Consider the following 26,535-nt stretch of genomic DNA (forward strand, 5'->3'; position numbering starts at 1 on the left):
TCAAAAACGAAGCAGCCTCAAGACAGGTAGTGGCTGGTCTTGTAGCGCGAGGGCGAGACCCCGTGCTGGTCGGAGAAGAAGCGGGAGAAGGCCGAGGGCGACGAAAACCCCAGCATGTCGCTCACGTCCGATATGGCGGCATCGCTTTGCAGCAGCAGGCGTTTGGCTTCGGCCATTTTGACGCGCGACAAGATGTGCTGGAAGTTGATGCTTTCTTTTTGCAGGCGGCGGTGGATGCCCCAGCGGGTCATGGCAAATTTGTCGCAGACCTGCTCCAGGGCGTTGTGGCCGACCGGGAATGCCTGCTGCGCCTGCACCCACTGGACCAGAAACCCCTCCACCCGCAGCGCAAACGAGTATTTCTGGTTCAAAGCCTGCAGGTCGTTGTGGGCTTGTCTGCCAATGATGCCGTGGGTGGTGGCGTTGAACCGGGAATAGGGCCGGTCGGGCGCCTGCGTGCGGATGCGGATGCAGTTGCGCTCTTGCCCAAAACGTATCTCACAGGGGTCGATGTGGCGCAGTTGCCCCACCGGGGCAAAGGCCGGGCCGGTGAGCTCCATGGCAATGGAGCACGGGCTGCCTTCCGCATATTGGCGCGCCAGCCGGGCCAGCATGACGAGATTGCCAAAGGCGCTGACCGCGGTGCGGCCCTCTCCGTCCAGGCAGTATTCAAATTCAAAGTCAGCGCCATCGCGCCGCAGGGCGAGCCCATCCACATCGCCCACCAACACCCGGTACTCCAGGAAACCGGCGTAGGCCGCGGTCAAGCTGGGGGCATTCGTCACCATGCCCAGCAGGGTGGAGATGGAGGCGCACAGCGGGATGTGCGCGCTGCTTTCCAGCAGGCCGAGAGGTTTGAAATCGCGCTCCATGAGGTTGAGCATGGCGATGTGCTTGGCGGCGGGTATGCGCCCCCCGGCTTCGCGGGCCTCGGATTCGGATATGCCGGTGAGGCGCTGGAATTCCTGGGGGCCGACACCGCTGTGCTTGGCGGCCTCCAGGGCCATCTGGGCCAAGCCGCTGGAGACCGATTTTGAATACGTGTGCATACCACCCCACTGCCTCGTAAATTTTTTGTCATTGAACGCCTGGTGCGTCTTTGACACCGACTTTAATTACAAAATAATTACGAAGATATAGGGAAAATCCCAGCCACTATCACCCATACGCTACATATTCAGTAGCTGCCCATGCTGATGGAATAAGCGTGGGCAGCCTGAATCGTATACAGCCACGGCGGCGACACCCGGGCGGGTGTCTTGCCGTTACAGCAGCTTTCCAGCGATGGTCTGGGTGCTGGTCAGCGCCTGGGCATCGCGGGACGATCCGCCCACGGTAAAGCCGAAGCTACCGCCCGGCAGGCGCCATTGGTGCGCGGTGGTGTCCCAGATGGCCAGCCGCTCGGCTTTCACGGCCACGCTCACGGTTTTGCTTTCCCCCGCAGCCAGCGAGACCTTTTGCCAGCCCACCAGGCGTTGGGGCGGCTCGCCGACCGCACTGGGCAGGGCGGCATACACCTGCGCCACCTCGGCACCGGCCACTGTGCCGGTGTTGGTGAGCGTGAAGCTGAGGGTCACGCCGCCGTCGGCGTTGGTGCTGCTGCGCACGCCGGCATAGCGGAAGCGGGTATACGACAGGCCGTGGCCAAACGGGAACAGGGGCTCGATGTTCTCCGCGTCGTACCAGCGGTAGCCCATCTGCAGGCCTTCGCTGTAGACCACCTGGGTGTCGGTGGCGGAGATGCGCTTTTGCGGCATGTCGCTTTCGCTCTTGGGAAAGGTCAGCGGCAGCTTGCCAGAGGGGTTGACCGTGCCAAACAGCACGTTGGCGATGGCCGCCCCGCCCTGCACGCCCGGGTACCAGGCTTCCAGCACCGAATGCACACCCGACAGCCAGGGCATGGTGACGGCAGTGCCACTCTGCAACACCACCACGCTGCGTTTGGCCGTGGCGGCCACGGCGGCCATCAAGGCGTTCTGGTCGTAGGCCTGGTTGGCCGGGTCGGCCACGGCATCGGGCAGGCTGAGCGAGGGCAGATCGCCGCCTTCGGTTTGCCATTGGGTGCCGAAGACGATGGTCACATCGGCCAGCGCAGCCGCATTGGCGGCGGCGGCGGCATCGGTTCCGTCCAGGTAGGTGACGGTGGCATGGGGGGCCTTGGCCCGGATCGCATCCAGCGGCGACGATTTGTACCAGACCGCGCAGCCCGACACCTGGCCGCCAACCATGTAAGCCGGGCTCAGGCAGGCCACGGCGTTGCCGTCGCGCGGGGGCGTACCGGCCGAGCCGCCGCCCGACATCACGCCCGCATCCGCATGCCCGCCGACCACCAGGATCTTGGTGGCGGCCGTGGCATCCAATGGCAAGGCGGCCGTGGTGTACCCGGCGGGCACCGCGTTTTTCAGCAGCACCATGGACTGCTCGGCCACCTGCCGGGCCGCGGTGTTGCCCGCCGCCTGGTCGATGGTGCCGTTCAAGGGAGCGGGCGCATCCATCACACCCACCTTCACCATGGTCCGCAGTTTGCGTTGCACCATGTCATTCAAGCGCGCCACGGACACCGTGCCCGCCTCCACCGCCGCCTTCAGCTTCTGGTTGAAATAGGTCTTGATGCCGAAGAAGCCGACGCTGTCGTCGGTGGAGCCCGCCTGCTCTTCGTCCAGCCCGGCATTGGCCGCGCTGACCGTGTTGGTCACGGCCATGAACCAGTCGGACTGCACCTTGCCCTGGAAGCCCCACTCGGTCTTCAGCACGTCGGTGAGCAGGGTCTTGTTCTCGCAGGACTTGGCGCCGTTGACCAGGTTGTAGGCACACATCACGTTGCCGGGCTGGCCGTCTTTGACGCCGATCTCGAAGGGCAACAAATGCAGTTCGCGCAGGGTGCGCTCGTCCACCACCGAGTTGGAGGTGAAGCGGTTGGTTTCCTGGTCGTTGGCGGCGTAGTGCTTGATGGTGGCCACCACTTTCTGGCTCTGGGTGCCCTTGGTGCGCTCGGCGATCATGTGGCCGGCCAGCACCGGGTCTTCGCCCATGTACTCAAAAGTGCGCCCGTTGCGCAGTTCGCGCGCCAGGTTCACGCCACCGCCCAGGCCTTCGGAGAAGCCCACGGTGCGCAGCTCGGTCGCAATCTGGGCGCCGTAGGCATGGGCCAGGCTGGTGTCCCAGCTGGCGGCCAGGCCAATCGGCGCGGGCATCGGCGTGGTGCCGTTGTCCACATTGGCCAGGCCGGTGGCACCCAGCTTGACCTGCGCCACGCCGGTGGCCGAATCGGCGATGTAGTAATCGGGGATGCCCAGGCGCGCAATGCCGGGTATGTAGCCCGCCCCGCCCAGGGGGCCCACACCCAAACCGATGCCATGGACCATCTGGATTTTTTCGTCCAGCGTCATTTGCGCCACCAGGGCTGCAGCCCGTTGGTCGGCCACCGTGTCGGCCGAAGGCGCGGTGGGGCCATCGTCCCCGCCGCAGCCCGCCAAGAGCCCCACAAAAAGGCCCGAATAGGCCGCCGTCATCAGCCGCACACGTTGTCTCTTTTCCATTTTGTCTCCGGATGTTTGCCCGCACACCGCTCGGGGGGAGCGGCTGCGCAGGGGGTTTATGGAGCCAAAACGATACCGTTGGGGCCACAACGGTGCTGTGCATTGGGTTGCGCAAATTACCTTTGCGGCAGGTAAATTGCCTGGCTGTGCGGCGGGTCTGCCACCCGGCGCGCCGCCCTACCCGCCCACCACCTGCGCCCCCACCGCATTGCGGGTGAACCCCAGGTCGTGCAAGGCCATCGCCGTGGCCTGTACCAGGGGCCGGTGCGGCTCCGCCCCCAAGAGGGCTACCAGCTTGCGGTTGTCCAGGGCGTGCGGGGTGGTCCACAGGTAGCGCAGGTCCAGCGACGCCGCAAAGGTGGGCGAAAACAGCGCACCGATGCGGATGAAGGGCCACGGCAGGCGGCTGTACTGCAGCGCTGCACCGGGCTCCACCCAGCGCTGGGCCAGGGCCACGGGGTCGATCGCGTCCAGCCAGTGCTGGCCGGTGATGCTGTAGCCCGCAAAGTGGAAGACCTCGAACGGCGGCAGCGCATCGCGGCGCAACGCCACTTCGACAAAAGTACGGGCCAGGTCGGGCAGATAGGCCCAGGCCTTGGCCACGCCGGCGCGGCCCGGGTCCACGAACTTGCCCTTTTGGATGTCTTTGACCATGGCCTGGTCGAACCAGGTGCCAGTGCCACTGCCAAAAAAGTCTCCGGCCCGGATGACGATGGCGCGCACGCCGCTGCGGCGGATTTGCGCCTCCACGGCAATGCGCACCTGGCCCATGGCGGTCCGGGCCCGCTGCGGCGTGTCCTCGGCCAACAACGCGGGCATGTCCGCACCAAAGTTGTAGACGTTGCCGATGAACATCAAAGTGGCACCCAGGGCGCGGGTGATGCCGATGGCCGCTTCCGCCATGGGCTGGGCCTGGGTTTTCCAGGCCTTGCGGGTGTACAGAGGGTTCAGCGCATGCACCACCACGCAGGCACCATGGGCCGCGCGGACCACGGCGGCGCTGTCCTGCAGGTCCACCACCAACCATTCAATGCGCTGGTCCGTAGCGGCTTCGGGGGGCAGCTGCGCACCGGGGCGCACCAAGCCCAGCACACGCCAGCCCGCATCGGCAAACGCACGGGCCGCCGCCAGGCCAAAACGCCCGCGTGCGCCCAAAATCAAAACGGTAGGTTGCATGCTGAAAATCCCTTTTTTTCGGTTCGGTACGGTTCGGGGTGGATTGTGAAAACAAAGTGATCAATTCACAATTGCATATATGTCCATACCTGAAATGCAAATACGCATACCGCACCATGATCCCCCGCCCCCGCCCCGCGTTTGACTGGCACCTGGTGCGCTCCTTCCTGGCGGCCCTGGACCATGGCAGCCTGCTGGGCGCGGCCAAGGTGCTGCAAACCAGCCAACCCACCTTGGGACGGCACATCGCAGAGCTGGAAAGCCAGTGGGGCGTGGTGCTGTTTGAGCGCACCGGGCGCGGCCTGGTACCCACCGCCACCGCCCTGCAGTTGGCCGATGCGGCACGCGGCATGGCCGACGGCGCAGACCAGCTGGCGCGCACCCTCACCGGCAGCCAGGCGCAGAAAATGGGCACTGTCCGGATTACCGCCAGTACCCCGGTGGCGGTACACCTGCTGCCGCCCATCCTGTGGCAGATGCGCCAGGCCCTGCCCGACATCCAGGTGGAGCTGGTCGCCAGCAACACCGTGAGCAACCTGCTGCGGCGGGAGGCGGATATTGCGGTGCGCATGGTCCGCCCCGAACAGGGCAGCCTGGTGGCCCAGAAGATCGGCGATGTGGCCATGGGTGCCTTCGCCCACCGCGCCTACCTGGCGCAGCGCAGCGCCATCGTTCAGCCGCTGGACCTGCTGGACCACGCGCTGATCGGCTTTGATACCGACCCCGCCATCCGCGATGGCTTCAAGGCGATGGGTTTTGAGGTGGGCAAAGAAGCGTTTGCGCTGCGCTCGGACGACCTGCTGGTGCAATGGCACGCCGTGCGCGCAGGCCTGGGTATTGGCTTTGTGGCCCACTTCACCGCCCGCCTGGATGCCGAGGTGCTGCCCGTGCTGCCCGATGTGCTACGCATTCCCCCCCTGCCGATGTGGCTGGCCGTGCACCGCGAAATCCGCACCAGCCAGCGGATTCGGTCGGTCTATGACTTTTTAGTGGCGGCGTTGCCGGGGGTAATTTGAGGCATTAAAACAGTCTTTTGTGCTTATTCCATGGGCGTAAGAAGCTACAACAATCAGAGCACTCACCACGCCGTAGCCGCAGGGCAAAAAACCAGCATCGGGTCCGGCGCCCTTTCAGAGCCGCTTGCGCCCATCCCACCAGCGCTTGCGGCACTGTCTTGCCTCCAAAGGCACGGGTCAGGTTAGCCGGGGCTGGCCCAGGTTGAACACGGCCACGGTGTTCACCAGGTCCTGGGCCTGGTTGCGCATGCTGCTGGCGGCCGCTGCCATCTGTTCGACCAGGGCGGCGTTTTGCTGAGTGGCGTGGTCCATTTGGGTGAGCGCCTGGCCCACCTGGGTCACACCGGCACTTTGCTCGCTGCTGGCGGCACTGATCTCGCCCATGATGTCGGTGACCTGGCGGATGGCACCCACCACCTCGGTCATGGTGACCCCGGCTTTGTCCACCAGGGTGGTGCCCTGCGCGACCCGCTCCACGCTGGCCGAGATCAGCAGCTTGATCTCCTTGGCGGCCTCGGCCGAGCGCCCGGCCAGCGACCGCACCTCGCTGGCCACCACCGCAAAACCCCGGCCCTGCTCGCCCGCGCGGGCGGCTTCCACCGCAGCGTTCAGGGCCAGGATGTTGGTCTGGAAGGCGATGCCGTCGATCACGCCGATGATGTCGGCGATCTTTTTCGAGCTGTCGTTGATGCCCTTCATGGTGGTGACCACCTGGGCCACCACCTCGCCGCCCTGTACCGCCACCGTGCTGGCACGCAGCGCCAGCTGGTTGGCCTGCACCGCGTTGTCGGCGTTTTGCCGGACGGTGGAGCCCAGTTGCTCCATCGAGGCCGCGGTTTGCTGCAGCGCGCTGGCCTGCTGCTCGGTGCGGGTACTGAGGTCGTGGTTGCCCTGGGCAATCTCGGCGCTGGCCGTGGCCACGTTTTCCGAACCCTGGCGCACATCGGTGACCACGCGGGCCAGGCCTTCCTGCATTACCTTGAGCTGGGCCATCAGGCTGCTGCGGTCCCCGGGCCTGAGCGCGATGGCCTGGCTCAGGTCACCCTGGGCCGCCGCGCGGGCCAGGTCGGCCGCGGCGCCGGGCTCGCCCCCCAGGGCCCCCACCAGGCTGCGGGTCAGCAGAAAACCCATCGCCACCGCCACCACCACCGCGAGGGCGCTCACCGCCAACAACAGCCAGCGTGCCTCGGCGTATTCGGCCACCGAAGCCGCCACGTTGTCGTCACCGTTCTGGCTGCTGGCCACCAGAAAGTCCGCCGTAGCCTTGAGCAAAGCCACCAGCAGGGGGCGGCATTCCACATTGATCTTGCCGATGGCATCGTCTCTATTGCCCTCCAGCGCCAGCTTCACGATCCCCAGCGCCACCGGCCCGTAACGGGATTCGACTTGGTTGATGTCCTGCAGCATGCGCTGGATGTCCGGCATGGCGTCAGCGGTGTTCTTGACGCTGGCATTGAGCTTTTCCAGTGCCTCCTGGGTATCGTGGTGCGCCTGGATGACCGCCTGCTTCTCCAAGTCGGCATCGGCTGGCGTGGCCGCCAGGACCAGATTGCGCGCCGCAATCGCCCGGCGGTTGACCGCATCGCGCAAGGCCACGGTCAACTGGTACTGGTGCACATCCACACCATGAAAACGGTGCAGATTGGCATTCACCTCCCCCAGGGAATGGTGCGCCGCGGTGCTGACCAACAGCACCAAGGCCGCCAATACCCCAAAGGCCCAAATCAGCCGACTTTTGACGGTAGTAGTTTTCATGGTAATTGTATACCTCCATGTTTACATTGTTCAAACAGCAACAATTAACTCATTCTGTTTCAATCGCATGCATGTAATTGAAATAATTTGTAACCAGCCGATGGCACCACGGCTGGCGCAGGCTCTGGCGGGCGGACAGCCCCCTGGCGCCGTGGCGTAGCGCCGGGGTTGGCGCCGGTTGGGGGCATGGCCCCACCCCTCGGCAAGGGCTGGGAGCAGCGTGCACCGCCTGGGTGCACGCTATCTAAAGAATAGCTGCCTACGCTGTATGAATGGGCGCTAGAGGCCCTTTTGGCTCAAGCTGCGTCAGCGCTTGTCCATGAACAACTCGGCGCACACACCGCGCAGCCAACGGCTGGCGGCATCAAAGTGGTAGCGGGCGTACCAGTACTGCTTTACGGTAAATGGGGGTATCGGCAACGGGCACACCAGCACCCGCAGGCCCGCGGTGTGGGCCAGGGTTTCGCCAATGTGGCGGGGCAAAGTGGCGACCAGGTCGCTGTCCGACAGGATCGCCGACAGGCCCAAAAAACCCGGCAGTTCCAGCAACACGCGACGCTCCACGCCCAGGGCTTTGAGGGTGGTGTCCAGCAGCTGGTAGCCGGTGCCCGAGACGATGCCGACGTGCGATTCGGCCAGGTAGTCCTGCAGGGTAAAGGTGGTGCCGATGCGCGGGTGGCGGGCGTTGCACAGGCAGATCCAGTCCTGGCCGAACAGGCTTTGCTGGTAGAAGCCCGCCTCTTGCCCGGCCTCCAGGCCGCGCACCAGGCCCAGGGCCAGATCGGCCTCGCCCGACTGCAGGGCGGGCACCAGGCGGGCATCGATGGTGGCGGCCTCCAGGCGCACCTGCGGGGCCAGGGCGCGCACGTGCGAGAACAGGCGCGGCAGCAGGGTGACGTGGCTGGCATCGGTCATGAAGATGCGGAACCGGCGCTGCGCACTGGCGGGGTCGAACACGGCCTCGGACTCGGACAGGCGGCGCAGGCCCTCCAGCACCTCGCGCACGGTGGGTATCAGGCCGTCGGTGCGGGGCGTGGGCTGCATGCCGGTAGGGGTGCGCACAAACAGCGGGTCGTTGAACTGGGCGCGCAAGCGCCCCAACCAGATGCTGACGGTGGGCTGGCTCTGGCCCAGCAGCTCGGCCGACCGGGTGACGCTGCGGGTGGTGTAGAGCAGGTCCAGCAGGCGCAGCAGCTTGGGCTCCAGCAGGGTGGGGTCGGGATCGGCCATAAAAAATCTAAATGCTGGTTATTGCAGGCATTGCCTATCTAGTATAGGCAGGCCCGCCTACGATGCGGGCACCAACCGAGGAGACTTTATGCAAAACACCATCCGATGGGGCGTGCTGGGCGCGGCATCCATCGCCATTGAACGCACCATGCCTGCCATCCAGTCAGCACCCAGCGCCACCCTGCGGGCCCTGGCCTCGCGCGATGCCGCCAAGGGCCAGGCGGTGGCGCAGACGCTGGGCATTCCGCGGGTCTACGCCGGTGAGGGCGGCTACCAGGCGCTGCTGGCCGACCCGGAGCTCGACGCGGTCTACATCCCGTTGCCCAACCAGCTGCACTTCGACTGGTCGGTGCGGGCGCTGGAGGCGGGCAAGCATGTGCTGTGCGAGAAGCCGCTGTGCCTCACCGCGGCGCAGGTGCAGCAGCTCTGCGCGGTGCGCGACCGCACGGGCAAGCACGTCGAGGAAGGCTTTGGCTTTCGCAACCACCCGCAATGGGCCAAGCTGGATGGGCTGCTGACCGGCAACGCTATCGGCCCGGTGCGGGCGGTGCATGCCACGCTGGCCAAGCAGTTCTACCACCCACAGGACGTGCGCAACAACCTGGCCGCGGGCGGCGGCGCGCTGTACGACATGGGTTCGTACACCATCAGCGCCTGCAATCTGGTGTTCAAACGCCCGCCCGAGCGGGTGGTGGCCACGCTGGAGCGCGACCCGGTGTTTGGCACCGACCGCCTGAGCAGCGCGCTGCTGGACTACGGCGACAGCCACGCCGCCATTACCGTGGCCACCCAGGCCGGGCCCAACGGCTGGGGCTCGCACCAGCAGATGTCGGTGCTGGGCGGCACCGGCTGGCTGCGGCTGGACTTTCCGTTTGCCCAGGCCCGGCCCAGCGCCTGCGAAATTGCCCTGGGCGACAGCCACAGCGTGGGCTACCAGCCCAGCCAGCGCTTCTCCTTTGAGCCGGTCAACCAGTACCAGCTGCAGGTGGAACGCTTCTCGCGCTACCTGCTGGGCGAGCAAGTGCCGAGCTGGCCGATCGAGGACGCGCTGGGCACGCTACGCACCATCGAGGCGCTGTTTGCGTCGGCCCGCACCGGCACGTGGCAAGCCCTGCCAAAATGACGGACCAACCCACCCCATCCAGCATGTACAACCCCTTCAATCGCGCCACCGAAGACGTCGGCAACATCATCGAATTCGGCCATGTCAATCTGCGCGTGGCCCAGCAGCAGCAGGCCATCGTCTTCTACGCCATGGGACTGGGCCTGACCCGCGACCCCTACCAGCGCACCGGCATCGACAACGCCTGGATGAATATCGGCAGCAGCCAGTTCCACCTGCCCACGGGCCGCGCCGAAGTGCTGCGCGGCGTGGTGGGGCTGGTCATGCCCGACCTGGACGGGCTGCTGGCGCGGCTGGGCCAGATCGCGCCGCTACTCAGTGGCACCCAGTTTGGCTTTGAGCGCCATGGCGACATGGTGCTGGCCACCTGCCCCTGGGGCAACCGCATCCGCGTGCATGCCCCGGATGCGGCGCAGTTTGGCCCCTTGCGCTTAGGCATGCCCTATGTGGAGGTGGACTGCGCGCCCGGCACGGTGGTGGGCATTGCGCGGTTTTATACCGAGATTTTGGGTGCCTTGGGCAGCGTGGGCGAGGACGGGCGCGGGGCGTTTGCGCGGATTGCGGCGGGGCTGTATGGCAGCCTGGTGTTCCGCGAAACCGCCCGCCCCCTGCCCGCGTACGACGGCCACCACGTGCAGATCAGCGTGGCCGATTTCTCCGGCCCGCACCAGCGGCTGCGGGAGCGCGGCCTGGTTACCGAAGAAAGCAGCCAAAGCCAGTACCGCTTCCAGGACATCCTGGATCTGGACACCGGCCGCGTGCTGGCCACGCTGGAGCACGAGGTGCGTAGCATGCGGCACCCCGCGTTTGCCCGGCCTTTGGTGAACCGCAACCTGGCCAATGGCGGCGATGCGTTTGTGCCGGGCTGGGAGGATGCGGCCTGGTTGGCAGGGCCGGGGGTGTAAAAGCCTACCCGGCAAATCCAAACAACCGCCGCGGCGTGTCCCACAGCATGGCTCGCCGCGCCGCCGCATCCGGCACCAGGCGTCCAAACAGCGCCAGCAGCGGCCCGTAGTCGATGCGCGCCGGGGCGCGCAGAAACGGCCAATCAGAAGCCCATACCAGCGACTGCGGCGTGTACGCCTCCACCAGCGCCTGCACAAACGGCCAGGCATCGGCGTGCGGAAACGGCTGCACCGAGGTTTTCACCAGGCTGGAAATCTTCACCACCGCCCGGCCCGTCTCGGCCAGGCCCAGCAGCGCCTGAAAGCCCGGCTGGCCCAGGCCCTTGGTGGGGTCGGGGCGGCCGCAGTGGTCGAACAGCAGGCGCGCACCGCTATCCACCAGCAGGGGCTTCAGGGGCACCAGTTCGTCCGACTGCACCTGCACCTGGGCCCAAAGGCCAAGCTGGCGCAGGCGCTCCAGCAGCGGCCCGGCGGCGCGGTAGTAGTCCACGCCCAGCAGGGCCACGTTCAGCGCCACGCCCACCACACCGGCGGCCTGCAGGTCTTGCAATTCGGCCAGGCTGGCATCCAGCGGCACCACGGCCACCCCCTTGTAGCGACCCGCGCTGTGGGCGATGGCGTCGAGCATGCAGCGGTTGTCCAGGCCGTAACCTGAGTTGGGGCCGACCAGCAGCGCGTGGCGCACGCCATGGGCATCCAGCGTGTGGCCAAGCTGGGCGGCGGTGCCGATTTCGTGGCCAGCGGGCTTGTAGAAATTGTCTTCGGGGTATGGGAAACGGGCGGGGTCGAAGATGTGTACGTGGCAGTCGATCTTGGGGGTGTCCATAGGGGCTCCTGGGGTTCTGGTGCAGATTGTCCCTCCGCATATCCATTGCGTAAAACAATGGAATGTATTGCCCGCATTGCATTTACAGCATAGCCAAGCAAACCTACGATCCGCCTCCATCGCTACAGGAGACGGTTGTGAAAATTTGCATTGTGGGCGCGGGTGCCCTGGGCTGTGCCATCGGCGGCGTGCTGGCGGAAGCCGGGCACACGGTGTGGCTGGTCAACCGGGGCCAGGCGCAGGTGGATGCGCTGCGCCAGCACGGGCTTACGCTGCGCGAGAACGGCGTGGACCGCCAAGTCGCCGTGCACGCCGCCACCCGCTGCGCGGAGATCAACGGCTTCGTGGACCTGGTCATCGTGCTGGTCAAGTCCTTCCATACCTTTGAGGCCATAGCCTCCGCCCGCTGCATCGTCGGCCCCGACACCGTGGTGCTGTCGCTGCAAAACGGCCTGGGCCATGAGGATGTACTGGCCGAGGCCGTGGGCCGCGAACACGTCCTGGCAGGCAAAACCTACGCCGGTGGCGTGGTGCTGGCCCCCGGCCATGTGCTGATCGGCACCCAGGGCAAAGAAACTCTGATCGGCGAGCTGGACGGTCAGGTAACCGACCGGGTGGCCACCATTGCCGCCGCCTTCAACCACGCCGGGCTCACCACCACCGTCAGCGACAACATCTTGGGCACCATGTGGGACAAGCTGCTGGTCAACGTGGCCACCGGTGCCTTGAGCGGCATCACCCGCCTCCCCTACGGCGACCTGTACGCCGTGCCCGAAGTCGAAGCCTGCGCCGTGGCCGCCGTGGCCGAGGCGATGGCGGTGGCCCAGGCCGCAGGCATCCGCCTGACCAGCACCGAGCCCCGCCAGGCCTGGGTGAAAGCCGCCGACGGCCTGCCCGCCGCGTTCAAGGCCTCGATGCTGCAAAGCCTGGAAAAGGGCTCCATCACCGAGATCGACTTTGTGAACGGCGCGGTGGTGCGCTGGGGCGCGAAGTACGGCGTGCCCACCCCCGTCAACCAGGCGCTGGTGGCCTGCATCAAGGGCATCGAACGCGCCAAAACTTAGTGAAACACCCCCAGGCTGCGCCAACCCCCTTGCAGGGGGCAACACCAGTGGCCCGGCAAAGCCGGTTCCACGGTGTTCCTGGGAAAGACAGTTCTTCTTAAACACATCACTTATGACCACCCCCCAAAAATCCTACGTAGAGCACGTGGCCGTGCGCGTCCAAGACATCCAGTGGCACATCCACTTCTTCTATGAAGTGCTCGGCATGGACGTGCGCGAGATCGACGGCCCCACCGATGCCCCGAACCAGTACTGGACCCTGGGCGGCCTGCAACTGATGCACACGCCCGGCTTCACTGCCCCGCCCAGCAACGACGCGGGCTGGCTGGCCCACCTGGGCATCATGGTGCAAGACCTGCCCGCCGCCCTGCAGGCCGCGCAGGCCTGGGGCGTGAAACCCCTGCCCCAGGGCAGCAACTGGCTGCAATTGCCCGACGGCCTGGCGATCGAGCTGATCCAGGCCAGCGGCACGTCCGTCGCCGACATCCTGGCCATCAACCCCCGCGAAAAACCCTGAGGCCCACCATGATCATCCCCACATTCCACTTCCAGACCCCCGAAAAATACTGGGACGATGCCCAGGTGGGCGACAGCTGCACCAGCCCCACCTACCTGGTCACCGGCGAGCGCATCGATGCCTATGCCGAGATCACTGGCGACTACACCCCCGTGCACGTGGACGAGGAATATGCCAATGCCTCCCACTTCGGCTGCCGCGTGGCGCATGGGCTGATGGGTCAGTCGGTGGCCGACGGCCTGAAGACGCAGAGCGAATACCGCTTCCTGCCCGGCATGTCGCTGGGCTGGACCTGGGACTTCTTGCTGCCCATCAAGATTGGCGACGTGCTGCGCGTGCGCTTCACGGTGGGCAGCATGCGCGCCAGCCAAAGCAAACCCGGCTGGGGCATCGTGGTGCTGCCGTCCGAGCTGCTGAACCAGCACGACCAGGTGGTGCAAAAAGGCGAACACCGCCTCATGGTGCCGCGCCGCCCTGGCACGTTTTAAAACTACAAAATTCATAGCTGCTCACGCTTATCCAATAAGCACAAGAAGGTCATTTCATGCCTAAAAATTCCCAAGCCCTGCCACTCGCCGGTTTCCGCGTGGTCGACTACAGCCACTTTCTGGCCGGGCCCTACCTGGGCCGCTGCCTGGCCGCCCTGGGCGCGGACGTGATCAAGGTGGAGCGGCCCAAGGCGGGCGATGCCGGGCGTGCCCACGCTTATTTCATCCAGGGCCAGAGCGGCTACTTTTTGCAGCAGAACATGGGCAAGCAAGGCCTGTGCATCAACCTCAAAGACCCGCGCGGCCTGGCGCTGATGCACAAGCTCACCGACAGCGCCGACGTGTTTGTCGAAAACTACCGCCCCGGCGCGCTCACCAAGCTGGGCCTGGGCTATGAGGAACTGTCCAGTCGCAACCCCGGCCTGGTGTACTGCTCCATCTCGGCCTACGGCCACACCGGGCCGGACGCGCACCGCGCAGGCTTTGGCCTGATCGCCGAGGCCAAGAGCGGCATCATGGCCATGGTCGGCTCGCCCGGCGAGGCACCGCCGCTGCTGCGCGTGTCGCTGGGCGATATGTACACCGGCATCCACGGCGTGGCGGCGGTGTGCGCAGCGCTGCTGGGGCGGGTGAAGTCGGGCCGCGGCCAGCATATCGACCTGTCGCTGTACGACTGCCTGGTGTCCATGCACGACTACGCGGTGCAGTGCTACACCTTGTCGGGCGGCAAAGACATCCCCGTGCAAACCGGCCACGACATGCCACAAAGCACCCTGTACGGCGTGTTCACCGCCAGCGACGGCTACCTGGTGATCGCCGCCCAGGTGGACGATGCCTGGAAGCGCTTTGCGCAGCTGATCGGTGGCGATGCGCTGGCAGGCGACGCGCGCTTTCACACCTCAGCCGGGCGCAATGCGAACCGGGTGGAAATCCTGGCCCTGGCCAAGGCCTGGGTGGCCGCCCGTACGGTGGCCGAGGTGCTGGCCGCGTTGGATGCCATCGACGTGCCCAGCGCCAAGGTACAGAACATCGAAGAGGTCTTGAACGACCCACAGATCGTCGCCCGCAACATGGTCATCGAACAAGACCACCCGGTGCTGGGCAAGATCCGCCTGCCCAACCTGCCGTTTCGCTTCTCGGACTGCGACACCTCGCCCCAAAGCGTGGCCCCCCGCATGGGCCAGCACAACCGCGAGATCGCTGCGGGCCTGGGCTACAGCGCGGAAGAGATTGATGCGCTGCAGGCGGCGGGTGTGTTGTACGCGTCTGAAGACTGAGGCCATGGCGACACCACGGGGCGTAGGCAATAAGGGTCAGATCCCAATTGCGCGCCGGAGTTTTGCGGAGCGAGAGCAGTGCTTCAAGCATTTGGGCTCTGACCCTTATTGGCGGGTTGGCGTTAATCGGCATCCCTGGCCGGGATGTGCGCCCGGCGGCGCAGTAACTTTCTTTTGCGTGGCCAAAAGAAAGTCACCAAAGAAAAGGCCACCCCCACTACCTGCGCCCTTCGCTGGCGCTGCGGGAACCTGCGGTGTTCGCTTTGGGCGGGGTCTGGCTAAACTCGCTGCGCTCAAACAGACGCCAGCCCTGATCCGCCCAAAGCTGTGCTCCTCGGCGCATGTAGAGGGGGACCCCGAATACGGGATCGGCGGCGCAAAGCGCCGCATCGCGCCTAAGGCGCGAAACCGGGTCTGTGCGCCAGCCCTGTGCGGTTTGGATTCAACACCTCTCACCACCACCCCCAGTTCGCGACCGGCGCGATGCCCGGCTGCGCCAGGCCGATCCCGCATGTGGGGTCCCCCTCTGTGTGCGCCGAGGAGCGCAGTCCAACGGGGATCAGCAGGACGCGTGTTTGAGCGCAGCGAGTTTGCGTCATGCCCCCGTTGGGCGAGCACCGCAGGTTCCCGTAGCGCGAGCGAAGGGCGCAGACAGTGGGGGCGCCTTTCTTTTGGTGACTTTTCTTTTGCGCAAAAGAAAAGTTACTGCGCCGCCGGGCGCATCACCCGGCCGACGATGCCCATAAAAACCCCCTAACCAAACGCACAAACCCCACCATGACAGACACTTACGCCGTCATAGGCAACCCCATCAGCCACACCAAATCCCCATTCATCCACGGAAGCTTCGCTGCCACCACGGCGCAGGATCTGGTCTACACCGCCATCGAAGGCCCGCTGGACGGCTTTGCGGTGGCCGCGGATGCCTTCCGCGCTGGGGGCGGCCTGGGCCTGAACATCACTGCGCCGTTCAAACTGGATGCGTTTCGCTACGCTACCGACCTGACCGAGCGGGCCCGCCGCGCCGGGGCGGTCAACGCGATGAAGTTTGTGGGCAAGCGCGCCTATGCCGACAACTTCGATGGCGTGGGCCTGGTGCGCGACATCACCCACAACCTGGGCTGCGCCTTGCAGGGCCAGCGGGTGCTGCTGCTGGGTGCGGGTGGCGCGGCACGCGGGGCGCTGCTGCCGTTTCTGGAACAGAACCCGGCGCAACTGGTGGTGGCCAACCGCACCCTGGCCACGGCGCAGGCCATGGCGCTAGGCACGGCGGCCCGCGTCTGCGGCTATGGCGAGCTGGTGGGCCAAAGCTTTGACATCGTCGTCAACGCCACCTCGGCCAGCCTGCGCGCCGAGCTGCCACCCGTGCCCGCCAGCGTGTTCGCCCAGGCCCGGCTGGCCTATGAACTGGCCTACGGCAAGGGACTGACCCCGTTTTTGCGGTTGGCGCAGACCGCCGGGGTGGTGCTGCTGGCCGACGGCGTAGGCATGCTGGCCGAGCAGGCGGCCGAGGCCTTTGCCTGGTGGCGCGGCGTGCGGCCCGACACGGCCGGAGTGATTGCCAAATTGACGGTTCCATTGGTGTAATAGCATGTTACAAGGCGGGTACCTGGGCAAACTGTCGGTACAGGCCGTCCCCAGGTATTCAATTCGGGCATATCAGATAGCCCGTTTTCCATTAATTGCACCAGGGTTAGCCCTTGATGGTTAAAACTAACCAGTCGGTACATTAACCAGCAGAAACTTCCGGAGACAGATCCATGTTGAAAAAATTTATCAATGGCTACTGCACTGTGCTTAGCTACCTGATCGCGCTGGCCTTGGCGGTGATGGTGGTGCTGGTGTTTGGCAATGTGTTCATGCGCTACGCCTTCAACTCCGGCTTTGCGGTGTCGGAAGAGCTGTCGCGCTGGCTGTTTGTGTGGCTGACCTTTCTGGGTGCCGTGGTCGCCATGCGCGACAACGCCCACCTGGGCACCGACATGCTGATCGGCAAACTCGGCCCGGCCGGTAAAAAGTTCTGCATGGGCTTGTCGCTGGTGCTGATCATGTTTTGCCTGTGGCTGCTGTTCAAGGGCTCGTACGACCAGACCCTGATCAACTGGGACACCACCAGCGCGGTGATGGAGGTCTCGGTGAGTTACTTCTATGCCTCGGGCATGGTGTTTTCGGTACTGGCCGCGGTGATCGTGCTGAGCAATCTGTGGCTGCTGCTGACCGGCCAGCTGGGCGATGAACAGCTGGTGATGATGCAAGAGTCCGAAGAAGCCCCCCACGGCGACAACCACTGAGCCGCATGGCGACCACCATTAAATACAAGAGCAGAGACACACCATGACCATTCTCATTTTTCTGGGCTCCATGCTGGGCGCCATGGCACTGGGCGTGCCGATTGCCTTCTCGCTGCTGCTGTGCGGTGCCGCGCTGATGGTGCACCTGCAGATGTTCGACGCGCAGATCCTGGCGCAAAACGTCATCAACGGTGCCGACAGCTTCCCGCTGCTGGCCGTGCCCTTCTTCATGCTGGCGGGCGAGATCATGAATGCGGGCGGCCTGTCCAAGCGCATCGTCAACTTTGCGATGGCGCTGGTGGGCCACATCAAGGGCGGCCTGGGCTATGTGACCATCGTTGCGGCGGTGATCCTGGCCTCGCTGTCAGGCTCGGCCGTGGCCGATGCCGCGGCCCTCACCGCCCTGCTGCTGCCGATGATGGTGGCCGCCGGGCACGACCGGGCGCGCTCGGCGGGCCTGATTGCCTCGGCCGGCATCATCGCCCCCATCATTCCGCCCAGCATCGGCTTTGTGATTTTCGGGGTGGCGGCCAATGTGTCGATCACCAAGCTGTTCATGGCCGGTATCTTCCCCGGCATCTGGCTGGCCGTGTCGCTGTGGTTCACCTGGTGGTACCTGGTGCGCAAAGAGGCCGTCATGCCACCGCCCCAAAAGAACAAGGCCGAGGTGTTTGCCGCCCTGCGCGATGCCACCTGGGCGCTGGTACTGCCTTTCATCATCGTGTTCGGGCTGAAGTTCGGCGTGTTTACGCCTACCGAGGCCGCGGTGGTGGCCGCGGTGTACGCCCTGGTGGTGTCGGTGTTTGTCTATAAAGAACTGAACTTTGCCAAGCTGGTGCCGCTGTTTGTGTCGGCCGCCAAAACCTGCTCGGTGGTGATGTTCCTGGTGGCTGCGGCCATGGTGTCGGCCTGGCTGATCACGGTGGCGAATCTGCCAGCCCAGGTGGTGGCCCTGCTGGAGCCGCTGCTGGGCAGCCCCAAGCTGCTGATGCTGGCCATCATGGTGCTGACCATGGTGGTGGGCACCGCGCTGGACATGACCCCCACCATCCTGCTGCTGACCCCGGTGCTGATGCCGGTGGTGAAGGCCGCCGGTATCGACCCGGTGTACTTTGGCGTGCTGTTCATCATCAACAACGCCATCGGCCTGATCACGCCGCCCGTGGGCACGGTGCTCAACGCCGTGGCCGGGGTGGGCAAGATCAGCATGGACGAAGTCACCAAGGGCGTGGTGCCCTTCATGATTGCCCAGTTTGCGCTCATGTTCCTGATGATTGCGTTCCCGCAGCTCGTCATGGTGCCCGCCCATTGGTTCTATTGATTTCCCCCGTTCTTATTTTTTCTCCAGGAGACACCCCATGAAACGCCTCGTTCTCAAAACCATCGCCGCCGCCATCGCCCTTGCCGCGTTTGGATCTGCCAGCGCGCAGGACCGCACCATCAAGTTCACCACCACCAACCCCGAAGGCCACCCGCTGGTGATGGGCATGCACAAGTTTGCCGACATCGTGGCGGCCAAGTCGGGCGGCAAGATCAAGGTCAACCTGTTCCCCGGCGGCGTGCTGGGCGGCGACGGCCCGGTGCTGTCGGCCATGCAGGGCGGCACCATCGAGATGGCGTCCATGAACTCCAGCTACCTGGCGGGCCAAGTCAAGGAATTCGCGATCTACGACTTCCCCTTCATGTTCAGCAGCTCCAAGCAGGCCGATGCCGTGGTGGACGGCCCCTTCGGCAAGCAGATGCACGCCAAGCTGGATGCCAAGGGCCTGGTCGGCCTGACCTACTGGGAGCTGGGCTTTCGCAACATCACCAACAACAAGCGCCCCATCACCAAGGTGGAAGACATTGCCGGCCTGAAGCTGCGCGTCATCCCCACGGCCATCAATGTGGACTGGGTCAAGGCCCTGGGTGCCAACCCCACGCCCATGACCTTTGGTGAGGTGTATGCCGCGCTGGAGCAAGGTGCCATCGACGGCCAGGAAAACCCCATGACCGTGATTGCCGCCAACAAGCTGTTCGAGGTGCAAAAGTACGGCACGCTGACCAACCACCAGTACAACCCCCAGTCGGTGCTGATCAGCAAGAAGTTCTGGGACAGCCTGAACGCCGGTGAGAAGAAAATCATCTCCGACGCGGCCGTGGAATCCACCGCGTACCAGCGCCAGCAGGCCCGCCTGCAGGCCAGCACGGCGCTGGAAGCCGCGAAAAAAGGCGGCATGCAAATCAACGAACTGTCCCCCGCCGAGCTGGACAAAATGCGCGACAAGATGCGCCCCGTGGTCGCCAAGTTTGGCGTGACCGTCGGCCAGGACACGGTCAAGGGCCTGCAAGACGCACTGGCTGCTGCACCGAAATAAGCTGTTCGGGCCGCCCTCCGCGGCGGCCCTCCATCCACACACCTGAGGACCACCATGAAAATCGTCATGCTCCACGGCATCAACCACAACATGTTTGGCAAGCGCGACCCCAAGCAGTACGGCACCATCACGCTGGATGAAATCAACGCCAGCCTGTCGGCCCTGGGCAAAGAGCTGGGTGCCACGGTGGATGCCTTCCAGACCAACAGCGAAGCCGCCATGTGCGAGCGCATCCACCAGGCCTACACGGAAGGCGCAGATGCCGTGCTGATCAACGCCGGGGCCTGGACGCACTATAGCTACGGCATCCGCGATGCGCTGGCCATCCTGACCTGCCCCATCGTCGAGCTGCATATGTCCAACATCCACGCCCGTGAGGCCTTCCGCCACGTCTCGGTGTTTGCCGAAATCGTCAAGGGCCAGATCTGCGGCTTTGGCGTGGACAGCTACCTGCTCGGTCTGCGGGCAGGCGTGTCGGCCGCCCAGGCAGCCAAAGCCGCTTAAGGAAATACTATCAATTCAATAGCTTCTTACGCCCATCCCATGGGCGCTAGCAGCCTTTTTTATAGATAAAACCCTCTACACCCCGGAGCACCCCGTGATTACTGGCAACACCGAAATCATCGCCCACATCGGCTTCCCCACCCATGCCTTCAAGGCGCCGATGATCTACAACCCCTACTTCGACCAAGCCGGTATCGACGCGGTGGTGGTGCCGATGGGTTGCAAGACCGAGGACTACCCAGCCTTCCTCAAAGCCGTTTTCAGCCTGCAGAACATCCGCGGCGCGCTCATCACCATGCCGCACAAGGTCACCACCGTGGGCCTGCTGGACGAGGTGTCGCCCACCGCCCGCATTGCCGGTGCCTGCAACGCCGTGCGGCGCAATGAGGCGGGCAAGCTGATCGGCGACATGTTCGACGGCGAAGGTTTCGTGCGCGGCGTGCAGCGCAAGGGCTTGCAGATCAGCGGCATCCGCGCGCTGGTGGTGGGCTGCGGCGGCGTGGGCTCGGCCATTGCCGCGTCGCTGGCGGCCGCGGGTGTCAGCGCCCTGCAGCTGTTTGATGCCCACGCCCCGTCCATGGAAGGCCTGGCCACCCGCCTGCGCGAACACTATCCCTCGCTGCTGGTCGAAACCGGCAGCAACGACCCCGCAGGCTGCGACCTGGTGGTCAACGGCACGCCCATGGGCATGAACGACGGCGACCCCCTGCCCATGGACGTGGAGCGCATCGCGCCCACCACCTTCGTGGGCGAAGTGGTGATGAAGTCCGAGATGACCGCCTTTTTGCGTGCTGTGGTGGCCCGGGGCTGCCCGGTGCAGGTGGGCACCGACATGCTGTTCGAGCAGATTCCGGCCTACCTGGAATTTTTCGGCCTGCCCACCACCACGCCCGAAGTGCTGCGCGCCGTGGCCACACTGAAATACTGATCGACCAGCACCTCCTCGCTCTCCCCGGCATGGGAAAAGGTCGGGGAAGGGGCTGAACCCCATCCCATGCTCCAGATCCTCGCCATCACCGCGCCCATCTACCTGATCATTGCGGCGGGTTTTCTCTCGGTACGCTACGGCCTGTTTGGCAAACCCGACATGCGGGTGCTGGGCCGCTTTGTCGTCAACTTCTGTCTGCCCGCACTGATTTTCAACGCGCTGTCCAAGCGCCCGCTGGGCGAGATCCTCAACGGCCCGTACCTGCTGGCCTATGCAGGCGGCTCGCTGGCGGTGGTCACGTTGGCCATGCTGGTAGGGCGGCGGCTGCGCGGGCACAGCGTGCCCATGGCCACCATACAAAGCCTGGGCATGGCGGCCTCCAACAGCGGCTTTGTGGGCTACCCCATCGTGCTGCAACTGCTGGGCCCCACCGCCGGGGTGGCCCTGGCGCTGACCATGCTGGTCGAGAACCTGCTGGTGCTGCCCCTGTGCTTTGCCATGGCCGACAACGACGGCCAGGATGCCTCCCGCCGCTGGCACCACACGCTGTGGATCAGCCTGCGCAATCTGCTGAAGAACCCGCTGGTGCTGGCCATCCTGGCCGGTTTCACTTTCTCCATGCTCAATCTGCACCTGCCCGCGGTGCTGGCGCACACCGTGCAGATCGTGGCCACCGCCTCCAGCCCGGTGGCGCTGTTCGTCATTGGCGGCAGCCTGGTAGGCCTGAAGCTGGCCGGGGTGCGCCGCGACCTGGCCTGGGTGGCCACGGGCAAGCTCATCCTGCACCCACTGGCCGTATTCACCCTGCTGTGGCTGCTTCCGCCCATCGCGCCCGAGCTGCGCGTGGCCGCCGTGCTGTTCGCCGCCATGCCCATGCTGAGCATCTACCCGGTGGTGGCCCAGAAGTACGGCCTGGAAGGCTTTACCGCCGCCGCCCTGCTGGTGACCACCGTGGCCTCGTTCGCCAGCATCAGCGCCCTGCTGTGGGCCCTGCACAATCTGCTGGGCTGGACGGCTTGAGGATTTAAACGAAATGGGCCGCCAGCGCTTATTCCATAAGCGCAAGCAGCTCTTTAATTTATAGCATGCAGCTATTCGGCCGCATCGTGCTGCCAGCGCGGCAGCCGGGCGCCGCAGTCGCTGCAAAAGCGGGCGCCGGGGGCATGGCCTTCGCTCAGGCATTCATGGCAGGTGCGGGTGGTGGGCACGCGGGCTGGCATGTGCTGCAGGGTGAACTCTGCGCTGACAATGCCCGTGGGCACGGCCAGCGTGCCCCAGCCCAGCAGCATCATCAGCGAGGCGATCACCCGGCCCAGGTCCGACTTGGGCGTGATGTCGCCAAAGCCCACCGTGGTCATGGTGGTAATGGCCCAGTACACGCCCACCGGGATGCTGGTGTAGCCGTTGGCCGGCCCCTCCACCACATACATCAGCGTGCCCATCACCACCACCACCACCATCACAAAGCTCATGAACACCAAAATCTTGCGCCGCGAGGCCGACAGCGCCTGCCCCAGGGCACGAAACTCCGCCACGTAGGCGGTGAGCTTCAAAATACGGAAGATCCGCAGCAGGCGCAGCACCCGCACGTCGATCAGCGCATGCAGCCCCGGCACCATCACCGCCAGGTAGGTGGGCAGCAGGGCCAGCAAATCGATGATGCCAAACCCGCTTTGCGCATAGCGCAGGGGGCGGCGCACACAGGCGAGCCGGGCGATGTATTCCACGGTGAACGCAATCGTAAAAAACCATTCCAGCACGTTGAACACGGCGCTGTAGCGGGCGTGCACCTCGGCCATGCTGTCGAGCACCACCACGCCCACGCTGGCCAGAATCATGCCGATCAGCCCCAGGTCGAATAACCGGCCCGCGCGCGTGTCGGCCTCGAAAATCACCGTGTACACCTGCAGCCGCCAGCCCGTATCGGGCCGCCCAAACCGTTGTCCATCCACAGGCTGCGCAGTCGTTTTTTTCGTCATGGCGGGATCTTATGCGGATAGCATGCGTCTGGGATCAACGCACTTTTCCAGGAGGCCCCATGGCGATCCAACGAGACACCCCCTACAGCGGCATGAACTTCAGCGTAGACCTGGGCGATGGCCAGGAAGATGGCACCGGCGCGGGCCTGCTCGAAGTGGTCTTGCCGCACGCCGCCTTGACGGTGCTGAAGTACCGCAACGGCAACGACCGCGACAACGCCGTCAAGAAGCTGCAAACCACCACCCAGTACAGCAACCTGGTCCTCAAACGCGGCGCGCTGGGGGCGCTCAACTGGTACAGCTGGTGGAACGCCATGCGCAACGGCGAGCAAGGCATCCAGCGCAACATCACCGTGCGGCTGCTCAGCGAAGACCAGGGCAACGTGGTGATGGTCTGGAAGTTTCGCAACGCCCGGCCGGTGAACTACCACTTCTCGCCCCTCAACGCCCTGGGCACCGAGGCGCTGGTCGAGACGCTGGACCTGGTGGTGGAGCGGATGGAGATGGAGTAGCTATCCAGCCCCCTCGCGCGCCCCTCACGGCCTACTTCTACAGCGCCGACACCCTGCGCAGCCGCAGCGTGGGCGGCACGGTGCTGCACGGCACGGTGGATGTGCCCGCGCCCCCGGCCCGGCTGCAGGCCGACTGGGAGCGCGACATCGCCACCCAGCTGGGCCTGGAGCCCGGCGATGTAGACACCCTGCCCTTGGCCCGCGCCCGCATGCGCTGGCCCGACTACCCGCGCTGCGTGCAGGCGGTGGAGGATTGGCTAGGCACCCTGGGCCTGCCCGGCCTGCTGCCCGGCTGCGACACCGCCCTCATGGCCTGCCGCGGCGCCCGCTACCACCACGACGGCGCGCAGTACGCCGGTGCTGCCTTTTGCAACCTGTTCCTGAGCGAAGACAAGGGCCTGGACGTGCACTTCCCCGGCACCGGCCAGCGCATCCCCCTGGCCCGGGGCACGGTGCTGGTCTTCGACACCGGCCAGCCCCACGCCGTCATTCCGCGCGGCAGCGGCGGCTTCGACCCCGCCGACTTCCTGCCGGAGCTCGACTGCAGCCAGGTGTTTCTGACCTGGGAGCTGCCCATCACCCACCCCGGCGTGGCGCGCGTGCTGGGGGTGGAAATGGATACCGACCCGGCCACGGCGCTGGGGCTGGAGGGGGAGCAGGTGTGGTGCGATGGGGTGCCGAGCCGGGTGTATGCGGAAACAGGACAGTGGTGCAATTTGGACGAACCGCCATGCGCATAACGATCACCATCGACGACCAGCTCTACGCGCAAGCCATGGCGCTGCTGCCGAGTCCGATACAACCGTCGGAGCTGGTGAGCCAGGCGCTTAGGGCGTGGATACGTACTGAAAACACCAAGCACCTGGTTGCCATGGGCGGCCAGGTGCCGAATATGTCGGACATTCCCCGCAGGGTACCAAGTTAAGGGGCGGTATCGAAGCTGCGGGAAAACATCCCGGTTTCCCCTCACACCCCAAAGGCCGCCAACGCAAAATCCCCCCGCTGCAGTTCCTGCACCAGGTAGTCCACACACACCTTGAGCTTGGCCGAATTGCCCAGCCGCGTGGCCGTGACGGCCCACACATTCGCCTGCTGGTAGTAGGCGGGCAGCACGCGTTCCATGCTGCCGTCTTGCAGGCGGGCAGCCACGTCCCAGCTCGACAGCAGCACGATGCCGTGGCCGTCCACCGCCCAGTTCTGCACCGCGTCGCTGTGGTTGGAGCCCAGGGTGCTAGTAACCTTGACCGACTCCACGCCCTGCGGCCCTTGCAGCCGCCACACGCCGTAGGCCTGGTCGCGGTCGCGGAACAACAGGCAGTCGTGCTGGGCCAGCTCGGCCAGGGTCTTGGGTGCGCCGCGGCGGGCCAGGTAGGCCGGGGCGGCGCACAGCACGCGCACACTCTGGGCCACGGGGTGGGCCACCAGATACGGCTCTTGCACGTCGCCCACGCGGATGTCGATGTCGAAACCCTCGCCCAGCACGTCCACCCGGCGGTCTACCAGCTCCAGCCAGATGTCCAGCGCGGGGTACTGCAGCTTGAGCCGCGCCAGGATGTGCGCCACGTGGTTGCGGCCCAGGCGCAGGCTGGTGCTGATGCGCAGCGCCCCCGAGGGCGTGGCCCGGGTGCGGCCCACCTCTTGGGTCAGGCTGTCGGCAGTGTCCAGCACCTTGCGGGCCCACAGCAAGGCGGTTTCGCCCTCGTCGGTAATGGAAACCCGCCGCGTGGTGCGGTGGAACAGCGCCAGCCCCAGCGCCTTTTCCAGCCCGGCCACGCGTTTGCTCACATACGCGGGCGAGATGCCCAGCTCCACCGCCGCCGCGTTGAAGCTGCTGCGCCGCGCCACGCAGCAGAAGACCCGCAGGTCGATCAATTCCCACTGCGTATTCACCATTGATTGTTCACCATCAGCTCATTGTGAATCAGCTTCAAGGCTAATTACAAATCGATTGCTTATGAATACGATGCCGCACTGCAACCTAAAGAGACAACATGACCCAGCTAAATATCGCCGTGGCAGGCGCAGGCATGATTGGCCAGGCGCACATCGCGGTTCTGTCCCAAAGCGACCGCTGCACCCTGTCGGCCATCGTCGACCCGTCCCCCGCCGCCGTGGCCACCGCCGCGCAGGCGGGGGTGCCGCTGTACCCCTCGCTGGCAGCACTCTTTGCTGCGGGCAAGCCCGACGGCATCGTGCTGGCCACGCCCAACCACCTGCACCTGCCGCAGGCGCTGGAATGCATGGCGGCGGGCGTGCCCATGCTGCTGGAAAAGCCCATCGCCGCCACCCTGGCCGAGGGCCTGCAGCTGCAAAAGGTGGCGGAGGAAACACAAGCCCGCGTGCTCATCGGCCACCACCGCGCCCACAGCCCCATCATGGCCAAGGCCCGGGAAGTGGTGGACAGCGGCAAGCTCGGCCAACTGGTCAGCGTGATGGGCAGCGCCCAGTTCTTCAAGCCCGACGGCTACTTTGCCAGCGGCCCCTGGCGCACCCAGCCCGGCGGTGGCCCCATCCTGATCAACCTGATCCACGAAGTGCACAACCTGCGCATGCTGTGCGGCGACATCAGCGCGGTGCAGGCCTTTGCCAGTAACGCCACGCGCGGCTTCGCGGTGGAAGACACGGTGGCCATCAACCTGCGCTTTGCCAGCGGCGTGTTGGGCAGCTTCATGCTGAGCGACACCGCCGCCAGCGCCCGCAGCTGGGAGCAGACCAGCCAGGAGAACCCGGCCTACACCACCTACCCAGACGAAGATTGCTACCTGCTCGCAGGCACCTTCGGCAGCCTGGCCCTGCCCACCATGCGCCTCAAAACCTACCCCCGCGCAGAAGACCGCTCGTGGTGGAAAGCGTTTGAGGTGGGCGTGGTCGGCATGGTGCGCGACGACCCGCTCAAGCGCCAGATGGCGCACTTCGCGGATGTGATCCAAGGCCGGGCCGCGCCGCTGGTGAGCGCGCGCGACGGGGTGCAAAACCTGCGGGTGACCGAGGCCATTGCCCAGGCAGCGAAGACGGGGCTGGTGGTCTCCATCTAGCCGGGCCTTGGAA

General features: G+C 65.4%; 26 protein-coding genes. 18 read left to right on the top strand and 8 right to left on the bottom strand.

Annotated features, from left to right (window positions below; all coding sequences use genetic code 11):
• Window positions 1-17 precede the first annotated feature (17 nt).
• The 3 genes from AB3G31_RS14035 to AB3G31_RS14045 form a co-directional block, all read right to left on the bottom strand.
• On the bottom strand, window positions 18-1,049 hold the full coding sequence (locus tag AB3G31_RS14035; protein WP_367846699.1) for a helix-turn-helix domain-containing protein: 1,032 nt from the start codon (window positions 1,047-1,049) through the stop codon (window positions 18-20).
• 216 nt (window positions 1,050-1,265) lie between these two features.
• Window positions 1,266-3,539 (bottom strand): beta-glucosidase, encoded by a 2,274-nt coding sequence (locus AB3G31_RS14040; RefSeq protein ID WP_367846700.1) that lies wholly within the window; start codon window positions 3,537-3,539, stop codon window positions 1,266-1,268.
• Window positions 3,540-3,716: 177 nt separating this feature from the next.
• Window positions 3,717-4,715 (bottom strand): sugar nucleotide-binding protein, encoded by a 999-nt coding sequence (locus tag AB3G31_RS14045; RefSeq protein WP_367846701.1) that lies wholly within the window; start codon window positions 4,713-4,715, stop codon window positions 3,717-3,719.
• 116 nt (window positions 4,716-4,831) lie between these two features.
• Here AB3G31_RS14045 and AB3G31_RS14050 point away from each other — a divergent pair, with 116 nt between their 5' ends.
• On the top strand, window positions 4,832-5,731 hold the full coding sequence (locus AB3G31_RS14050; protein WP_367846702.1) for a LysR family transcriptional regulator: 900 nt from the start codon (window positions 4,832-4,834) through the stop codon (window positions 5,729-5,731).
• A 177-nt stretch (window positions 5,732-5,908) separates the two neighbouring features.
• Here AB3G31_RS14050 and AB3G31_RS14055 read toward each other — a convergent pair whose 3' ends face one another.
• Window positions 5,909-7,486 (bottom strand): methyl-accepting chemotaxis protein, encoded by a 1,578-nt coding sequence (locus tag AB3G31_RS14055; protein ID WP_367846703.1) that lies wholly within the window; start codon window positions 7,484-7,486, stop codon window positions 5,909-5,911.
• A 306-nt stretch (window positions 7,487-7,792) separates the two neighbouring features.
• Complete coding sequence (locus AB3G31_RS14060; RefSeq protein WP_367846704.1) at window positions 7,793-8,716, bottom strand: LysR family transcriptional regulator; 924 nt, start codon at window positions 8,714-8,716, stop codon at window positions 7,793-7,795.
• An 88-nt stretch (window positions 8,717-8,804) separates the two neighbouring features.
• On the opposite strand from AB3G31_RS14060, the gene AB3G31_RS14065 reads away from it, so the two are divergent.
• Together AB3G31_RS14065 and AB3G31_RS14070 are read left to right on the top strand one after the other, a co-directional pair.
• Complete coding sequence (locus AB3G31_RS14065; protein WP_367846705.1) at window positions 8,805-9,839, top strand: Gfo/Idh/MocA family protein; 1,035 nt, start codon at window positions 8,805-8,807, stop codon at window positions 9,837-9,839.
• On the top strand, window positions 9,836-10,744 hold the full coding sequence (locus AB3G31_RS14070) for a hypothetical protein (RefSeq protein ID WP_367846706.1): 909 nt from the start codon (window positions 9,836-9,838) through the stop codon (window positions 10,742-10,744). Before AB3G31_RS14065 ends, AB3G31_RS14070 begins: the two co-directional genes overlap by 4 nt.
• A gap of 4 nt (window positions 10,745-10,748) precedes the next feature.
• On the opposite strand, the gene AB3G31_RS14075 is transcribed toward AB3G31_RS14070, so the two are convergent.
• Window positions 10,749-11,570, bottom strand: a complete 822-nt coding sequence (locus AB3G31_RS14075) for an amidohydrolase (protein WP_367846707.1) — start codon at window positions 11,568-11,570, stop codon at window positions 10,749-10,751.
• Window positions 11,571-11,707: 137 nt separating this feature from the next.
• Between AB3G31_RS14075 and AB3G31_RS14080 the strand changes: the two genes are divergently transcribed.
• The 11 genes from AB3G31_RS14080 to AB3G31_RS14130 all read left to right on the top strand — a co-directional run bounded on the left by AB3G31_RS14080 (window position 11,708) and on the right by AB3G31_RS14130 (window position 22,016).
• Window positions 11,708-12,634 carry a ketopantoate reductase family protein gene (locus tag AB3G31_RS14080; protein ID WP_367846708.1) on the top strand — a complete coding sequence of 309 codons (927 nt, stop codon included), beginning with the start codon at window positions 11,708-11,710 and terminating at the stop codon, window positions 12,632-12,634.
• 112 nt (window positions 12,635-12,746) lie between these two features.
• Window positions 12,747-13,151, top strand: a complete 405-nt coding sequence (locus AB3G31_RS14085) for a VOC family protein (protein ID WP_367846709.1) — start codon at window positions 12,747-12,749, stop codon at window positions 13,149-13,151.
• Between the two features lie 8 nt (window positions 13,152-13,159).
• A complete protein-coding gene (locus tag AB3G31_RS14090; protein ID WP_367846710.1) occupies window positions 13,160-13,639 on the top strand; it encodes a MaoC family dehydratase in 480 nt (159 codons plus the stop codon).
• 56 nt (window positions 13,640-13,695) lie between these two features.
• Window positions 13,696-14,916, top strand: a complete 1,221-nt coding sequence (locus AB3G31_RS14095; protein WP_367846711.1) for a CaiB/BaiF CoA transferase family protein — start codon at window positions 13,696-13,698, stop codon at window positions 14,914-14,916.
• A 777-nt stretch (window positions 14,917-15,693) separates the two neighbouring features.
• Complete coding sequence (gene aroE / locus AB3G31_RS14100; protein WP_367846712.1) at window positions 15,694-16,503, top strand: shikimate dehydrogenase; 810 nt, start codon at window positions 15,694-15,696, stop codon at window positions 16,501-16,503.
• A gap of 173 nt (window positions 16,504-16,676) precedes the next feature.
• On the top strand, window positions 16,677-17,207 hold the full coding sequence (locus tag AB3G31_RS14105; RefSeq protein ID WP_367846713.1) for a TRAP transporter small permease: 531 nt from the start codon (window positions 16,677-16,679) through the stop codon (window positions 17,205-17,207).
• Between the two features lie 43 nt (window positions 17,208-17,250).
• On the top strand, window positions 17,251-18,528 hold the full coding sequence (locus AB3G31_RS14110) for a TRAP transporter large permease subunit (RefSeq protein WP_367846714.1): 1,278 nt from the start codon (window positions 17,251-17,253) through the stop codon (window positions 18,526-18,528).
• Between the two features lie 37 nt (window positions 18,529-18,565).
• Window positions 18,566-19,564, top strand: coding sequence for a TRAP transporter substrate-binding protein (locus AB3G31_RS14115; protein WP_367846715.1), 999 nt, complete (start codon window positions 18,566-18,568; stop codon window positions 19,562-19,564).
• A 54-nt stretch (window positions 19,565-19,618) separates the two neighbouring features.
• Window positions 19,619-20,068, top strand: coding sequence for a type II 3-dehydroquinate dehydratase (locus tag AB3G31_RS14120; RefSeq protein WP_367846716.1), 450 nt, complete (start codon window positions 19,619-19,621; stop codon window positions 20,066-20,068).
• Window positions 20,069-20,162: 94 nt separating this feature from the next.
• Complete coding sequence (locus AB3G31_RS14125) at window positions 20,163-20,996, top strand: shikimate dehydrogenase (protein ID WP_367846717.1); 834 nt, start codon at window positions 20,163-20,165, stop codon at window positions 20,994-20,996.
• A gap of 66 nt (window positions 20,997-21,062) precedes the next feature.
• On the top strand, window positions 21,063-22,016 hold the full coding sequence (locus AB3G31_RS14130) for an AEC family transporter (protein WP_367846718.1): 954 nt from the start codon (window positions 21,063-21,065) through the stop codon (window positions 22,014-22,016).
• A gap of 71 nt (window positions 22,017-22,087) precedes the next feature.
• Here AB3G31_RS14130 and AB3G31_RS14135 read toward each other — a convergent pair whose 3' ends face one another.
• Window positions 22,088-22,975 (bottom strand): ion transporter, encoded by an 888-nt coding sequence (locus AB3G31_RS14135; RefSeq protein ID WP_367846719.1) that lies wholly within the window; start codon window positions 22,973-22,975, stop codon window positions 22,088-22,090.
• A 59-nt stretch (window positions 22,976-23,034) separates the two neighbouring features.
• On the opposite strand from AB3G31_RS14135, the gene AB3G31_RS14140 reads away from it, so the two are divergent.
• The 3 genes from AB3G31_RS14140 to AB3G31_RS14150 all read left to right on the top strand — a co-directional run bounded on the left by AB3G31_RS14140 (window position 23,035) and on the right by AB3G31_RS14150 (window position 24,412).
• Entirely contained in the window at window positions 23,035-23,487 is a 453-nt protein-coding gene (locus tag AB3G31_RS14140; RefSeq protein ID WP_367846720.1) for a phage tail protein, read from the top strand.
• Window positions 23,488-23,555: 68 nt separating this feature from the next.
• Complete coding sequence (locus AB3G31_RS14145) at window positions 23,556-24,227, top strand: hypothetical protein (RefSeq protein WP_367846721.1); 672 nt, start codon at window positions 23,556-23,558, stop codon at window positions 24,225-24,227.
• The gene (locus tag AB3G31_RS14150) at window positions 24,218-24,412 is read left to right on the top strand and encodes a type II toxin-antitoxin system VapB family antitoxin (RefSeq protein ID WP_367846722.1); all 195 of its coding nucleotides are present in this window, start codon (window positions 24,218-24,220) and stop codon (window positions 24,410-24,412) included. Before AB3G31_RS14145 ends, AB3G31_RS14150 begins: the two co-directional genes overlap by 10 nt.
• 41 nt (window positions 24,413-24,453) lie before the next feature.
• Here the strand turns inward: AB3G31_RS14150 and AB3G31_RS14155 are convergent, their stop codons facing one another.
• On the bottom strand, window positions 24,454-25,377 hold the full coding sequence (locus tag AB3G31_RS14155; protein WP_367846723.1) for a LysR substrate-binding domain-containing protein: 924 nt from the start codon (window positions 25,375-25,377) through the stop codon (window positions 24,454-24,456).
• 101 nt (window positions 25,378-25,478) lie between these two features.
• Here AB3G31_RS14155 and AB3G31_RS14160 point away from each other — a divergent pair, with 101 nt between their 5' ends.
• Window positions 25,479-26,522: a Gfo/Idh/MocA family protein gene (locus tag AB3G31_RS14160; protein ID WP_367846724.1), complete on the top strand. Its 1,044-nt coding sequence runs from the start codon at window positions 25,479-25,481 to the stop codon at window positions 26,520-26,522.
• Window positions 26,523-26,535: the final 13 nt, after the last annotated feature.

It is taken from the genome of Rhodoferax sp. WC2427, assembly GCF_040822085.1.
In the GTDB taxonomy this organism is placed as follows: domain Bacteria; phylum Pseudomonadota; class Gammaproteobacteria; order Burkholderiales; family Burkholderiaceae_C; genus Rhodoferax_B.

Excerpts from the sequence above, each read along its gene's own strand:
- AB3G31_RS14050 (WP_367846702.1), top strand. The coding sequence starts at position 4,832 with ATGATCCCCCGCCCCCGCCCCGCGTTTGACTGGCACCTGGTGCGCTCC.
- AB3G31_RS14130 (WP_367846718.1), top strand. The coding sequence starts at position 21,063 with ATGCTCCAGATCCTCGCCATCACCGCGCCCATCTACCTGATCATTGCG.
- AB3G31_RS14035 (WP_367846699.1), bottom strand. The coding sequence starts at position 1,049 with ATGCACACGTATTCAAAATCGGTCTCCAGCGGCTTGGCCCAGATGGCC.
- AB3G31_RS14065 (WP_367846705.1), top strand. The coding sequence starts at position 8,805 with ATGCAAAACACCATCCGATGGGGCGTGCTGGGCGCGGCATCCATCGCC.
- AB3G31_RS14105 (WP_367846713.1), top strand. The coding sequence starts at position 16,677 with ATGTTGAAAAAATTTATCAATGGCTACTGCACTGTGCTTAGCTACCTG.
- AB3G31_RS14045 (WP_367846701.1), bottom strand. The coding sequence starts at position 4,715 with ATGCAACCTACCGTTTTGATTTTGGGCGCACGCGGGCGTTTTGGCCTG.
- AB3G31_RS14085 (WP_367846709.1), top strand. The coding sequence starts at position 12,747 with ATGACCACCCCCCAAAAATCCTACGTAGAGCACGTGGCCGTGCGCGTC.
- AB3G31_RS14040 (WP_367846700.1), bottom strand. The coding sequence starts at position 3,539 with ATGGAAAAGAGACAACGTGTGCGGCTGATGACGGCGGCCTATTCGGGC.
- AB3G31_RS14115 (WP_367846715.1), top strand. The coding sequence starts at position 18,566 with ATGAAACGCCTCGTTCTCAAAACCATCGCCGCCGCCATCGCCCTTGCC.
- AB3G31_RS14070 (WP_367846706.1), top strand. The coding sequence starts at position 9,836 with ATGACGGACCAACCCACCCCATCCAGCATGTACAACCCCTTCAATCGC.
- AB3G31_RS14075 (WP_367846707.1), bottom strand. The coding sequence starts at position 11,570 with ATGGACACCCCCAAGATCGACTGCCACGTACACATCTTCGACCCCGCC.
- aroE (WP_367846712.1), top strand. The coding sequence starts at position 15,694 with ATGACAGACACTTACGCCGTCATAGGCAACCCCATCAGCCACACCAAA.
- AB3G31_RS14140 (WP_367846720.1), top strand. The coding sequence starts at position 23,035 with ATGGCGATCCAACGAGACACCCCCTACAGCGGCATGAACTTCAGCGTA.
- AB3G31_RS14120 (WP_367846716.1), top strand. The coding sequence starts at position 19,619 with ATGAAAATCGTCATGCTCCACGGCATCAACCACAACATGTTTGGCAAG.
- AB3G31_RS14055 (WP_367846703.1), bottom strand. The coding sequence starts at position 7,486 with ATGAAAACTACTACCGTCAAAAGTCGGCTGATTTGGGCCTTTGGGGTA.
- AB3G31_RS14095 (WP_367846711.1), top strand. The coding sequence starts at position 13,696 with ATGCCTAAAAATTCCCAAGCCCTGCCACTCGCCGGTTTCCGCGTGGTC.
- AB3G31_RS14160 (WP_367846724.1), top strand. The coding sequence starts at position 25,479 with ATGACCCAGCTAAATATCGCCGTGGCAGGCGCAGGCATGATTGGCCAG.
- AB3G31_RS14135 (WP_367846719.1), bottom strand. The coding sequence starts at position 22,975 with ATGACGAAAAAAACGACTGCGCAGCCTGTGGATGGACAACGGTTTGGG.
- AB3G31_RS14090 (WP_367846710.1), top strand. The coding sequence starts at position 13,160 with ATGATCATCCCCACATTCCACTTCCAGACCCCCGAAAAATACTGGGAC.
- AB3G31_RS14110 (WP_367846714.1), top strand. The coding sequence starts at position 17,251 with ATGACCATTCTCATTTTTCTGGGCTCCATGCTGGGCGCCATGGCACTG.
- AB3G31_RS14150 (WP_367846722.1), top strand. The coding sequence starts at position 24,218 with ATGCGCATAACGATCACCATCGACGACCAGCTCTACGCGCAAGCCATG.
- AB3G31_RS14060 (WP_367846704.1), bottom strand. The coding sequence starts at position 8,716 with ATGGCCGATCCCGACCCCACCCTGCTGGAGCCCAAGCTGCTGCGCCTG.